Below are 14,188 nucleotides of genomic sequence, written 5' to 3' on the forward strand. Positions count from 1 at the left end.
CTCTTAAATTTTGCCTACAAGATCAAGGCTTGGTTTGAGTGTTTTGGCACCTTCTTGCCATTTAGCTGGGCACACTTCACCTGGGTTGTTGCGAACATATTGAGCCGCTTTGATCTTGTTAACAACGGTGATTGCATCACGGCCGATGCCGCCTGCATTGATTTCAACCGCTTGCACGACGCCATCTGGATCGATGATGAACGTACCGCGATCAGCCAAGCCTTCTTCTTCGTTCAGCACGTCGAAGTTACGCGAGAGCTGTTGAGAAGGATCGCCGATCATAATGTATTCAATCTTGCTGATTGCTTCAGAGTGGTCATGCCATGCCTTATGTGTAAAATGCGTATCGGTCGAAACCGAGTACACTTCAACACCCAGCTCTTTCAGAGTGGCGTATTGATTTTGCAGGTCTTCCAATTCCGTTGGGCAGACGAAGGTGAAGTCTGCTGGATAGAAGCAAACCACGCTCCACTTGCCTTTCAGGTCAGCCTCGGTCACCTCGATAAACTTGTTGTTTTTTGGGTCGTAAGCTTGTGCTTTGAATGGTTTTACTTCTTTACCGATTAAAGACATGTCAAAATCCTCCTTGTTAGTAGTTAGCAGTTTATAACCTTTATCTAACTACAATAATTATAATCTAGGTATAATTATTACTTAGGAAACATTCCTTTGTCAATAGCAAATGGCAAATTCGCAGAGATTAATTATCATTTTCAATGTATGCATTGCTAGCATAGCAGACATCTATGGCCACCAGCACACCCTTGAAACACAGGCGTCATCAAATCCCGCATTTCTCCAGTATGGTTCACCCACACCTTTAATAAACCAATCGATACACTCTCGCTTCATATGGTCTTAACACCATGTTTTCGATGTCACCCGACCCATCGCCTTCATAATTGGCTACAATCAACTCACATTTTTTATATGAACGCAGGTGGGTAGGCAACTCAAAACAAGGGGTACCATTAAAAAAGTTGCAAATGACCACCAACTTCTCATCGCCTAACGTTCGCGTATATGCATAAATTTGCTCATGATTTTCCAATATCAAATCATACGTTCCATAAACGATGATCTCATGCTGTCTCCGTAATTGGATCAACTTCTTGTAATAATGGTAGACGGAGTTTGGATTTAATAAGGCCTGCTTGACATTCACTTCTTTGTAATTTGGATTGACGGAGATCCAGGGTGTTCCCGTAGTAAACCCTGCATGATTGGTATCATCCCATTGAACAGGCGTGCGTGCGTTATCCCTGCCTTTCATATGGATGGCGCGCATCACTTTCTGCATGTCCTCTCCGTTTTCCACCGCTTTCTCTCGCACCATGTTTAAGGTTTCGATGTCTTTGTAATCTTCGATGGAAGCGAAGCGGACATTGGTCATGCCGATCTCTTCCCCCTGATAAATGAAGGGAGTTCCCTGCATCAGATGGAGAAAGGTGGCCAACATCTTCGCCGACTCTTCCCGATATTTAGTATCGTCACCAAAGCGAGAAACCATTCGGGGCTGATCGTGATTGTTCAAATATAAGCTGTTCCAACCCTTGTTCTCCAATGCCTTTTGCCATTTTGTCATGACAGCTTTCAGATCTTTGAGTTGCCAAGGCTTCACATCCCATTTTCCGCCAGGGCCGGAGTCCAGCTCCATATGCTCAAACTGGAACACCATGTTTAACTCACCGCGGTCTTCAGCAGTGTACAAGATGGCTTCTTCGGGTGTGACACCCGGCATCTCACCCACGGTCATGACATCGTACTTTGAGAGAACCTCTTTGTGCATCTCTTGCAGAAATTCATGAATGCGGGGTCCGTTCATGAAATATTGACCGCCAAAAACATATCTTTTCCCTTCTGGATTAGGCACGTCCGGCAAATCGGGGTCCTTGGAAATAAAATTAATAACATCCATTCGAAACCCGTCAATCCCCTTGTCCAACCACCAAGTCATGATGTCATACACTGCCTGGCGGAGTTTCGGGTTTTCCCAGTTTAAATCGGGTTGTTTTTTTGAAAATAAGTGAAGATAATATTCACCCGTTGCCTCATCGTACTCCCATGCTGATCCGCTAAAACACGATTCCCAATTATTCGGTTCTGCGCCGTCCTTCCCTGGGCGCCAAATATAAAAATCGCGATAAGGGTTATCCTTCGACCGGCGCGCTTCCACAAACCACGGATGTTCATCAGAGCTGTGGTTAACAACCAAGTCCATGATTAATTTCATTCCTCGCTGATGAACTTCTGCGAGCAATTCTTCCCAATCTTGCATCGTGCCGAATTCATCCATGATCGCTTGATAATCACTGATGTCATACCCGTTGTCGTCATTGGGCGACCGATAAACGGGAGAAAGCCAAATCACATCAACCCCCAGCTCTTTTAAGTAATCCAATTTTGAGATAATCCCGCGCAAGTCGCCGATCCCATCTCCATTGCTGTCCATGAAACTGCGGGGGTAGATTTGGTACACAACGCTTTCCTTCCACCATTTTCTCGCCATCGTATCCGACTCCTTCGAAATCTCATCACTGTTGCAGTAGGGCATGTCTGGCGCCTCAAATTCCACATGACTAAATTTTTCGTATACTTATTACTATATCACAAGATGCATACATCTTCCGCTTTTACCCAAATGGAAAACCTGTTTTTTGTTTTTGCAAGCTGAAAAAGAGATCGCGATTACAAAGAACGTATGGACAAGGAACAAAGTCAAGCTAATTATACGAAGAAAAAGAAGCTGAAACATACATATGCCATGTATATCTCAGCTTGCATCGATCAAGATTTTTTGTCACTTTTTATGCTTGCCAGTTTGTATGAAATACGCCTTCTAAGTCATTTCGCTCATAGGTATGCGCACCAAAATAATCACGTTGTGCTTGTAGCAAGTTGGCATTGGATGTTCCAGTCCGATAACTGTCGTAGTATGTAAGGGATGCACTTAAGCATGGAAAAGAGATCCCTGATTGAATCCCCTCACAAACGACTTTTCGCAATCCAGTTTGATAGACTTTCACCTTTTCCGCAAAATATGGAGAGATTAATAAGTTTGCTAGATTGGGTTGCTCTTGATAAGCTTCGCTGATGACATTTAAAAAGTTGGCGCGAATGATGCAACCACCCCGGAAGATCAATGCAATATCTTTTAACGGCAAATTCCAGTCATACAGCTCGGACGTCATTTTATATTGTGTGAATCCCTGGGCGTAGGCACAAACTTTGCCCATGTACAATGCTTGTCTGACATATTCAACCCATGCTTGTTTATCTAAGCTCTGCTGATCTTCATCAGGCCCTGCCAAGATGGTTTCTGCCGCCATCCGCTCTTCTTTTAATGAAGAAATATACCGAGCGAACAAAGCCTCTGTGATGATGGATGTCGGGATTCCATTATCGATGGCTTGTATGCTTGTCCATTTGCCTGTTCCTTTTTGTCCTGCTTTGTCCAGAATCACGTCGATCAGCGGCAATCCGGTGATGTCATCTCGTTTCCTTAAAATCTCTGCCGTGATTTCAATTAAATAACTTTTTAACTCTCCTTGATTCCACTCGTCAAAGATGTCCGCAATTTCATCGACCGACAATCCCAGCTTTATTCTTAAAAACGTATAGGCTTCTGCAATTAATTGCATATCTGCATATTCAATCCCGTTATGCACCATCTTCACAAAGTGACCAGCGCCTTTGGGGCCAATATATACACAGCAGGGGTCGCCTTCCACTTGCGCCGCAATTTTGGTAAGAATGGGAGCAACGCGTTCATAGACATCCGGGTCCCCGCCAGGCATGATAGAAGGCCCTGTTAAAGCGCCGATTTCACCGCCTGAGATACCAATCCCCAAGTAACCGATTCCTTTCGCTTTCAGTTCATCGTATCTGCGTTCCGTATCTTTATAATGGGAATTGCCGCCATCCATGAGCAAATCCCCTTCCTCAAGCAAAGGAAGCAAAGAGTGAATGACGGAATCAATGGCTTTGCCTGCTGTAACCATAATAAAGATTTTTCTCGGCTTGGCTAAGGATTGAACAAAAGCTTCCAAATCGTAGTACGGTGTAATCGTTTGCCCTTCCAGTCTTTGTACCAGTTTATCAGTCAAATCTCGTGTGTAATTATATACAGCAACTCGCTCGCCTTTGCTGGCCATGTTTAACGCGATATTGCTGCCCATCACTCCCAAACCATAAACTCCGATTGTATTTAACATGTTGTCTGCCCCTTTCTTGACTAAATGGCAGCAAGCCCTCACCGAAGCGGGGCTTTACTGCTTGGAATGATTATACAAATAAGCTAAGCAATAAAATGAATCCTAACCCAAACACAGAAATCAATGTTTCGAGTAAGGTCCATGTGGCAAAGGTTTCTTTCATGCTTAATCCAAAGTATTCTTTGAACATCCAGAAACCCGCATCGTTCACATGTGAGGCAATTAAGCTACCTGCTCCCGTTGCCAGAACCACTAATGCCAGATTCACGTCGGTTTGCCCTAACATCGGCATAACTAACCCCGTCGTTGTCAAAGCGGCCACCGTTGCCGACCCCAATGAGATACGCAAGATGGCGGCAATGATCCAGGCAAGCAAGATAGGCGATAAGGTAGTTCCTTTGAACATGGTAGCTACATAGTCGCCAACACCGCCATCAATCAACACTTGTTTGAAGGCACCGCCTCCACCAATAATCAACAGCATCATACCAATATGTGAAATCGCTGTTGAGCAAGATTCCATTACGTCCTTGATTGGAATTTTTCTAGCCAATCCCATTGTATAGACTGCAACCAACAAGGAGATCAACATCGAAGTGCCGGCATCGCCGATAAAACGGATTGCGGCTAGCAAATGGTTGTCTGCAACTCCCATGGTTTTTTGTAACAAAGAAATGATGGTGGCAATAGACATTAAAATAACAGGTAATAATGCCGTAAACACGCTAATTCCAAAACTGGGAGTCTCTTCGAGTTTAAACGTTTTTTGTTCGCCTAAAGAGGCAATGCTGCCGGTTTTTGTAAATGATTCAGGCACGATCTTTTTAGCGATTTTCGCAAATACTGGCCCAGCCAAAATAACGGTTGGAATCGCGATGATGAAACCGTAAAGCAATACTTCGCCAATGTTTGCGCCCAACTCACCTGCGATCACTGTAGGCCCTGGATGAGGTGGCAGGAAGCCGTGCGTTACAGACAGCGCAGCGGTCATCGGAATGCCGAGATGCAGAATCGACACCTTTAATTCTCTGGAAATAGCAAATACGATGGGAATGAGCAACACCAGGCCTACTTCAAAAAATAATGCCACACCAATAATAAATGATGCCACAACAACAGCCCATTGAATATTCTTTTCGCCAAATTTATTGACCAACGTCATCGCAATGCGCTGGGCGCCGCCAGCATCAGCGATTAACTTACCTAGCATGGCACCAAGCCCAAATATTAACGCCAAGTGTCCAAGTGTACCGCCCAACCCGGTCTCAATGGTTTTGACAATATCGCCGACTGGGATGCCAAGCAAGAGAGCAACGCCGAATGAAACAATGATCAATGAAACAAATGTGTTTAATTTAAAGCCCATGATTAAAATCAATAAGGCTATAATCCCTATCCCAACGATAACCAATGGCACCCTCGTTTCCCCCTCATTTACGGTTGATTAAGCTTTGTTGGTACTTTGCAATCGATACATATTCTTCTTCTAATTTTCGGGATATATCAATGAATATCGGTAATAATTTTCTATATTCTTGGACAGCCTCTGCTTTTGGTGTGTGCTTATAGGTATCGCCCACCATTTCAGACACGACCTCAAATGTATCGATCTTTCCAGTAGCATACAATCCTAAAATGCACGCACCGAGGCATGAGCTCTCATGATTTTCCGGTACCACCACTTCCGATTCAAAGATGTCGGCCATCATTTGCCGCCAAATCTCAGACCTTGCGAAACCTCCTGTGGCTTGAATGCGGGTCACCGGGCCTTCCATGCATTCGATTAAGGCCAAGAACACGGTGTACAAATTATAAATGACCCCTTCCAATGCAGCGCGAATCATATGTTCCTTTTTATGTGACATCGTTAAGCCAAAAAATGAGCCACGAACGTCTGGATTCCAGAGCGGAGCGCGTTCGCCTGCCAAGTAGGGATGAAACAGCAAACCATCAGCCCCAGGTCTTACACGCTCTGCAATTTTTGTCAAAACATCATAAGGGTCAATTCCCAATCTTTTGGCTGTTTCGATCTCCGACGAGGCAAACTCATCCCGAATCCAACGTAGGACCATTCCGCCGTTGTTTACCGGACCACCAATCACCCAATGTTTATCTGTCAAGGCATAACAAAAGATTCTTCCTTTGCTATCTGTGTGCGGCTTATCGATAATGGTGCGAATGGCACCGCTTGTCCCAATAGTAACGGCAATCTCGCCTTGCCTGATCGCATTTACGCCTAGATTTGACAGCACGCCATCACTGGCACCGATGACAAAAGGCGTCTGTGGATCAATTCCAATTTGTTTTGCCAATTGAGGATTGCAATTGCGAAAAATCTTGGTTGTGGGCACGATCTCTGATAGTTGCGAGCGGGTGATACCAGCAATGGCTAATGCTTCCTCGTCCCAGTCCAATGCTTGAAGATTCATCATCCCCATACATGATGCCAGTGAATAGTCGACAACATAGCCGTCAAAGAATTTTTTAAAGACATATTCTTTGATTCCAATATATTTCTTTGTTTTGGTAGCGATTTCAGGATGTTCATGCACAAGCCACGCGATTTTGCTCAATGGTGACATGGGGTGAATCGGTGTTCCCGTTCGCTTATACACTTCATGACCGTTCAGCTCATTTTTGATTTTTTGCGCCCATGCTTCACTGCGATTGTCTGCCCATGTGATTAAAGGCGTAAGCGGTTGGTCATGTTCATCCATAGCAATCACGCTGTGCATGGCGCTACTGAATGATACAAACGACAGCTTCTTGTCAGAATGCGGTTTCAAAACATTCGTCATGGCTTGCACCACAGCCTGAAAAATCTGGTCTGGATCTTGTTCAGCCGTAAAAATATCAGGCGTGTACAGCGGATACCCGATATTTTCCTGCTTGATCACTTCGCCTTGTTCACTGAATAACACGGCTTTTGTACTGGTGGTGCCAATGTCAACCCCTAACATATAGCTACTCATTCTGCTGCCCTACTCCTTTAGCTAACATTTGTTGCGACCTCCATAAGTCTTCTACGCCTCCTTGAACATCATCAAAATTTAGGTGCAAAGACTTAAGCATGAGGTTTCTATCTTTTGTTTTTATAGCCTCAACATACAGCTCATGATTGTTAATAATCCGTGCAAAGTCTTCGTATTTTTCCTGGAAGCGCACCCGCATCGACAGCAGAATAAAACTCTCCATCACGGGCTTTAAATTGTTCCAGATCATCAAGACGTAAGAATGTCCGATGGACCGAATAATGGTCTCGTGGAACAAGACATCTTGATAAGAGAATTCATCCGCATCGCGATATTTAACCGCAACTTTCATCATTTCTAGTATTTTGCTAAGTTCCATCACTAATGCATCTGTGTCCATTTTCACGAGACGCTCAAACACAAATGATTCAATCAATAGACGGACATCATAGATCTCTTCTATTTCTTTTTCTGTTAAACCAACGACAACAGCTCCCATCCGTTCCAAGCGAATGATATTTTCAGCTGATAGCGTTCTGAGCGCTTCGCGAATGGGTGATCGGCTCACAGCAAAATCTGCGGCCAATTTATTTTCCGACAGAACCGTGCCCCTTTTGATCATGCCCGAGATAATGCGCATTCTAAGTTCGCAGGCTACACGGTCTCCAGTTGAAGCCTTGGAAAGCCATTTTTCTGGATAGAGAAGCCCATTAGGCATGTGCATGAAATCACCCTCTCAAAGGATACAAGTGTACTTGTATACAAGTATTATAAACGAAATGACTGTCTATGCAAGCGCTTTAATTTGAATTAGACAGAAATTAATTCGTATATTTTCCATTATTTGTTTGATCGAACAAGAAGACGCCGCCAAAAATCAGGCGAAACGTGATCGATCCATGCCCACGAAAACAGCGGTGAGATCCTATCACCGCTGTAGGTCAAAAGATATATTTTGGTATAATGAGGAAAATCTCGAAAATCCTCACCGAGTTCTTTTTTAGCCTCCTGGTGGATCACCAGCTCCATGACGTTTTACTAAGAAATGACCCGAATAACATGACCAAGCCAAAATAAAGCATCTATTTCTCGACTCACATCATTTGTTTTTCTACTATACTTGATCGCTTGCTGAAACTCTCGTTCAGCCCTGTTCCTTTACTTTCTTATATCGTATAATTTTCAGATTTACGTGTAAACTTTTACTCATCATAAAAACCCCCCTTGGTTGCCTTTCCTGGTACCAAGGGGGAAAATGATTCTCGAAATGTTTGTGCAACAAACAAGTTTACCTAATTGGCTTTTCTTACATGATATGGTGTTAGTCTAAATCCACCAATGCCGCAAGATCAAGCGATTTCTCCATTTCGGCCTGGCAAAGCCGGCGTCATCTATTTGCTGGAGGGGATAATGTTTCTTTATGAATGGTCTTAACAAAAGAATAAATGTCCATAAAACTTCGCGAATGACATACGACTCACACGTCTCAATAAAAATGAGATCGCGTGCCTGATGCTTCCCTCCTTCCCCATGGCATTCGGGGAAAGAGGGAAAGGACAAGCTGATACGGCCATTCTATTTTTCATTGGATATTGATGAACGGTTGCGGCGGATGAGGAAGAAATAGCAGAGGACGGAACCGATGTCCGCGATCGCGATAACCACCCCCATCGGGATAGCAGAATCGCCCCCGCCGAGGCCGACCAGAGGAGCCACGAGGCCGCCGGAGATGAACGACAACACCCCAAGCAATGCTGAGGCACTTCCCGCTGCTTGCCCTTGGTTTTGCATGGCGAGGGCAAAGCCGGTGGTGGTGACGATCCCCACGCTGGATACGACGATAAACAAGGGCGGCAAAATGGCGTACAATCCGGCTTTCATCAAAATCATGAGCAACAGGGTGACACCGCCCATCGCGGCGAGGATGAGGCCGCTGACAAATAGTTTGACTTCAGCAATCCGACCCGCCAATCTGCCGGTAACCTGGCTAGCGATAATGATGCCCAGACCATTGATGGCGAAAAATAAACTAAACATTTGCGGAGAAACGCCGTAAATGCCTTGTAGAACAAACGGCGAACCGGAAATATAAGCGAACATGGCCGCAACCACCAGCCCTTGGGCCAACGCATATCCTATAAACGACCGGTCTTTGATGAGATGGTGAAAAGTGGACAGGGTGTTTCGGATACCGCCTTTGGAACGACGCTCAGTTGGTAGCGTTTCAGGTAGCCCAGCCAAGACAGCGACAAACATGATCGCTCCGATCAAACTGAGGGCGCTGAACACTCCCGGCCACGAGGTCACCCGCATCAGCTGACCACCAAAAATGGGGGCCATGATCGGGGCCACCCCATTGACCAGCATCAAAAGGGAGTAAAACTTAGTCAATTCTGATCCAGAATACAGATCCTTGACGATAGCTCGGGAGATAACGATACCGAAAGAGCCAGCCAATCCTTGGACAAATCGCAATAGAATGAGTGCTTCTATGGTGGGGGCCACTGCGCACAACAACGATGAGATAGCATAAGTAATTAATCCGGCAAGGAGGGGCAATCGGCGTCCTCGTACGTCACTGAGCGGCCCCGCCAACAGCTGACCCAACGAAAGCCCAAGGAGACAAGCTGTCAGACTGAGTTGGCCCATCGACGCACTGGTGTGCAAGTCAGTAGACAATGCAGGCAATGCAGGCAAATACATATCTAACGACAAGGGACCAAACGCGGACAGCGAACCCAATATGAGAGCCATCCATAATATGCGCGACCGTTCTTGTCGCTGTGGCGTAGAATCTAATCCATGGCTGAGTTTGTTCATTACCGCTTCCATCCTTTCTTCAAATGAGAGAATCGACCATCGGATGAGCATGGATGTGGACAATCACCCGCCCATTTGATAAGTCGGCTAAGTATTTTCACGCTTGAACGCTTGCAAGTTCTCATGCATTTGCCACAACAATCGCCGGAACAACAATTTCTCTTCCAAGCTGAAATTCTCCAAGCATTTGCACTCGATTTGTTGGAGCGCCTCTTTCACCGCATCGATCGCCTGGCGTCCCTTAGCGGTAAGAAAAACCCGGGACACCCTTTGATCGACAGGATCAGGCTTTCGTATCACCAACCCCGTTCGTTGCATGCGGTTAACCATCACCGTCAGCGTCGCCGGCGTCACTTGCAATTTGTTCGCTAGTTCCTTTTGCGACTGCCCATCCTGTTCCGCTAGTCTCAACAAAAGTGGAGGTTGGCCAGGATACACATCATGTTCTTGGATCAGCAGATCGACGCTTTGTCGGTGAAGCTTTATCACATGCCCCATCAAATGGGTCAAAGTGTCGGAGTAATTGAAGTCCATCGTGTAGCCTCCTATTAGTTAGACGACTAATTATTAGTGATTCTATGATATGTACCCATCGGTGTCAATCATCCATTCCATTGATAAATACAACTCCCAATGCACAGTGCATGTTGGCTACCTTCGCGCATACCCATTTGGTATACTAATATTAATTTTCTAACAAGGGAGGAGACATGCCATGAAACGAATTGGAATATTAGGAGGGCTTACTGCTGAATCGACTACATTATTTTACAATTCGTTAACTAGGCTATACATTGAGCAACATGGCGATAACGGGTATCCCGAGATAGTTATATTTAGTGTAAGATTTCAGCATTTCTTCAACGCCTTCAAACAAGGGGATTGGGAATATTGCGCCCAATATCTCGCCTCCGGAATCAACCAATTGGAAAAAGCCGGGGCCGATTTTGCCGTGATTTCGGCAAACATGCCACATGTCTTATTTGATGATATTGTCAAAAGAGTCTCCTTGCCTCTAATTCACATCGCGGATACGGTTGCTGAAGCAGCGCAAGCAAAAGGATATAAGAAAGTTTCTTTGCTTGGAACAATGGCAACGATGAACGCAAGCTTTTACCCAGATCGCCTGTCTAAATATCAGATTGAATGTATTGTTCCAGATGAGCCTCAAAAAGAAATGGTTCATCAGGTGTTGGAGAATGAACTGTTTAAAGGAGTCATAAAGGAAGAATCCAAAACAGCCTATCTGAAACTAATCCATGAACTTAAAGAAAGAGGCGCCGAAGCCGTCATTTTGGGTTGCACAGAAATTCCCATGCTCATCAACTCAGAAAACAGCCCTCTCCCATTGTTGGATTCCTCTCTCATTCTTGCGCAAACAGCTTTAGATAAAGCGTTAAATTAGGATCACATCAAAAACAACCAACATGCCTTCAAAAATGGATAAACAATCTTCGCGATATAAGCCACAAGAAAACCGGAAGCTATATAGCTCCCGGTTGTTGGGTCAATCTTCTTGTTCTGTCGCCGGCAATGACAACGGTTCCTTCTTCTTCACGAGAATGCGCGAAATTCTCAACTCATCCATTTCAAGCACGGTGAACTCCCAGTCTCCAAATGTCACTTGATCGCCGATCTGTGGCACTTTTTGCAATTGGGAAAAAAGCCAGCCACCGATGGTATCGTTATCTTCGTCATCGATGTCCAAAGCGAAATGATCATTGACATCTTCAATCAACAATCCCGAGTCAATCGATGTCCCCTCGGCCTCTTCTTGGATCGCTGGTTTCTCGTCGTCAAACTCATCTTGAATTTCCCCGAAAATCTCTTCAATGATGTCTTCGGTGGTCACCAAACCAGACGTTCCGCCGAATTCATCGACGACAATCGCCATCTCCATTTTTCCTTTTTGCAGGTTTTTCAGGATATCTTTCACTTCCATCGATTCCGGCACGACAATGAAGGGTCTGACCATGCTCGCCAAATCAGGCGTGCCCCCTTCAGTCATCACTTGGTAGACGTCCCGGATGTGGATGATCCCTTTGATGTCATCCTTATCACGTCCACACAGCGGGAACCGGGTGTGATTGGTGTTTTTGATGATGTGGAAATTCTCTTCAAACGGCCGATCTTCATACAGACAAGTCATTTTTACCCGGGGCACCATCACTTCCCGCGCTACCCGTTCGGTAAAATCAAACACATTGTCGAACAGAGTCAATTCCACTTGGTCGATCATGCCGCTCTTATGGCTTTGGGCGATGAGCATGCGGATCTCTTCCTCCGTGTGGGCCTGGTGCGATTCATTCAATTCCACCCCGAAAAGCTTCAAAGTGAGATTAGCCGCACCATTTAGCACATAAATAAACGGCCGAAACAAGACATAAAACCAGTTGAGGGGCGCGGCGGTCCATAGAGTCGTTTCTTCCGCCTTCCGAATGGCCAACGATTTAGGAGCCATCTCCCCCAAGACGATGTGCAAAAAGGTGATCACTGAAAAGCCGATGGCAAATGCAATGGTATGGATCGCCCAATGGGGCAAACCGAAATAAGCGAGAGCGGGTTCAATCATTTTGGCGATCGCCGGCTCCCCTACCCAACCCAGCCCGAGTGACGCCAAGGTGATCCCCAATTGTGTCGCTGACAAGTAAGCATCCAGCTCCCCCAGCACCTTGCGGGCGACTTTCCCTCTGCGCCCTTCAATCTGTGCAATCCGCGTCGCCCTAACTTTCACAATCGCAAATTCCGCGGCGACAAAAAATCCATTCAATAACACCAAAAAGATCACTAGTAAAATGTTAAAGGCATGACCTATGACACCTTCCAACACAAATTCCCCCTGTTAACGCAAATTAGGTTATCTCAATATATCAAAAAACGGAAAAACCTTTCATCTCACAGGAAACGCCTCTCTCCTATCAAAGATGACTTTCTTTACCTTATCAAATAAAAGTCATCATCTCAAAGAGCAAAAACCATAAATAATCATTCAAAACAGGGATATAACTATGTGTTTACTTTTGCTAGAACTTCATATCATTCATTTTTGTTTACCGAATGTGATTGCTTCACCTACCCGTTTTCACAAAGAAATGATACCACTTTTACAATTTGGACATATTTGCCATCCGTTTTAAATTTATAATAGTAAGGAACAGCACATGAAGTTTAAGGAGGCTTTTTTAGTCACATGGTATTTAAAAAATTTATGGCTAAGTTGGGCAAAGGTTCAGCCCAAGTCGATCTAATCCTTGATCAACACCAGTACAAACTGGGAGAGCAAATCAATGGACAATTAGTCATTACAGGCGGCACCATCGAACAGGAAATCAACAAAATCGATATTGATTTCATGATGAGTGTGCGCTTGGGAGAACACATACAAACCGTGTTAATCAACCGGTTTCCGTTCCCTGAATCGTTTAAAATCCAGCCATCAGAGAAAAAATCCTACTCTTTCTCTTATAAATTGCCGCAAAATCTACTGCTGTCCTGCAATTCGGTATCTTATTATTTCATCACGCATTTAGACATCGCCGCCGGGGTGGATTCGACTGATCGCGATCCGATTGACATCTTGCCTCCTGACCGCTTCCAAAACATCCTGTATGCGTTCGATCGCCTTGGTTTCCGCGAAAAATACGGTTCCCGTTCGTTTGATGGGCACTTGCAGGAGTTTGAGCTGGCTCCCACCTCGATGCTCCGAAACGAAGTAGAAGAAGTGGAATTTGTGGCAGCGATGGAAGAGACGGGCATTCATCTGTTCTTAGAGGTGGACTTGCGCACGTTCGCTGGAGAAAAAGAAGTTAAACGAGAACTCTGGTTGGACAATCAACTGCTCGATGATCAAAACGCCCTGATTGACTATCTGCAACAGGTTCTGTTTGAAATGGTGAATAATCCGAATCAATACCACGCTGATAAGGCCCAATTCCACCATAAGACCGCGGGCTTGCCGGGTGCGATCGGGGGCTTCGCGATTGGGCTTATCGCCATGGAATTGCTGGAAGAAGTCGTAGAGGATATCGTTGAGGAAATCTTTGAAGAAGATGAAGATGATGATGATGAAGATGATGAGGACGGCTTCTTTGATTTCTTTGACGATGAAGAAGAAGATTGATCGAACAAGAAGGCTTGGGCGTCGATGCGATGCCCAAGCCTTTATGCATAAACAAAACCTTG

The 14,188-nt window shown here is 45.1% G+C and carries 11 protein-coding genes; 2 read left to right on the forward strand and 9 right to left on the reverse strand.

From position 1 onward, the window contains the following. Nucleotides 1-3: 3 nt before the first annotated feature. The 8 genes from ahpC to CLV36_RS08540 form a co-directional block, all read right to left on the reverse strand. On the reverse strand, nt 4-573 hold the full coding sequence (ahpC, locus tag CLV36_RS08505) for an alkyl hydroperoxide reductase subunit C (RefSeq protein ID WP_106342381.1): 570 nt from the start codon (nt 571-573) through the stop codon (nt 4-6). Between the two features lie 247 nt (nt 574-820). Then, on the reverse strand, nt 821-2,509 hold the full coding sequence (locus CLV36_RS08510; protein WP_106342382.1) for a glycoside hydrolase family 13 protein: 1,689 nt from the start codon (nt 2,507-2,509) through the stop codon (nt 821-823). A gap of 298 nt (nt 2,510-2,807) precedes the next feature. Further along, nucleotides 2,808-4,214: a decarboxylating NADP(+)-dependent phosphogluconate dehydrogenase gene (gene gnd / locus CLV36_RS08515; RefSeq protein WP_106342383.1), complete on the reverse strand. Its 1,407-nt coding sequence runs from the start codon at nt 4,212-4,214 to the stop codon at nt 2,808-2,810. A gap of 70 nt (nt 4,215-4,284) precedes the next feature. Then, the gene (locus tag CLV36_RS08520) at nt 4,285-5,631 is read right to left on the reverse strand and encodes a GntP family permease (protein WP_106342384.1); all 1,347 of its coding nucleotides are present in this window, start codon (nt 5,629-5,631) and stop codon (nt 4,285-4,287) included. Nucleotides 5,632-5,644: 13 nt separating this feature from the next. Next, nucleotides 5,645-7,186, reverse strand: a complete 1,542-nt coding sequence (gene gntK / locus CLV36_RS08525) for a gluconokinase (RefSeq protein ID WP_106342385.1) — start codon at nt 7,184-7,186, stop codon at nt 5,645-5,647. Next, entirely contained in the window at nt 7,179-7,910 is a 732-nt protein-coding gene (locus tag CLV36_RS08530; protein WP_106342386.1) for a GntR family transcriptional regulator, read from the reverse strand. Before CLV36_RS08530 ends, gntK begins: the two co-directional genes overlap by 8 nt. Before the next feature lie 851 nt (nt 7,911-8,761). Continuing rightward, a complete protein-coding gene (locus CLV36_RS08535) occupies nt 8,762-10,006 on the reverse strand; it encodes a multidrug effflux MFS transporter (RefSeq protein WP_219904897.1) in 1,245 nt (414 codons plus the stop codon). An 87-nt stretch (nt 10,007-10,093) separates the two neighbouring features. Further along, on the reverse strand, nt 10,094-10,540 hold the full coding sequence (locus CLV36_RS08540; RefSeq protein ID WP_106342387.1) for a MarR family winged helix-turn-helix transcriptional regulator: 447 nt from the start codon (nt 10,538-10,540) through the stop codon (nt 10,094-10,096). A 181-nt stretch (nt 10,541-10,721) separates the two neighbouring features. On the opposite strand from CLV36_RS08540, the gene CLV36_RS08545 reads away from it, so the two are divergent. Then, the gene (locus tag CLV36_RS08545) at nt 10,722-11,411 is read left to right on the forward strand and encodes an aspartate/glutamate racemase family protein (RefSeq protein ID WP_106342388.1); all 690 of its coding nucleotides are present in this window, start codon (nt 10,722-10,724) and stop codon (nt 11,409-11,411) included. A 102-nt stretch (nt 11,412-11,513) separates the two neighbouring features. On the opposite strand, the gene CLV36_RS08550 is transcribed toward CLV36_RS08545, so the two are convergent. Further along, nucleotides 11,514-12,833, reverse strand: a complete 1,320-nt coding sequence (locus tag CLV36_RS08550; protein WP_245888327.1) for a hemolysin family protein — start codon at nt 12,831-12,833, stop codon at nt 11,514-11,516. 363 nt (nt 12,834-13,196) lie between these two features. Here CLV36_RS08550 and CLV36_RS08555 point away from each other — a divergent pair, with 363 nt between their 5' ends. Then, entirely contained in the window at nt 13,197-14,126 is a 930-nt protein-coding gene (locus tag CLV36_RS08555) for a sporulation protein (RefSeq protein ID WP_106342389.1), read from the forward strand. Nucleotides 14,127-14,188 lie beyond the last annotated feature (62 nt).

Origin of the sequence: Laceyella sediminis (assembly GCF_003003125.1) — a bacterium.
Lineage (GTDB): Bacteria > Bacillota > Bacilli > Thermoactinomycetales > Thermoactinomycetaceae > Laceyella > Laceyella tengchongensis.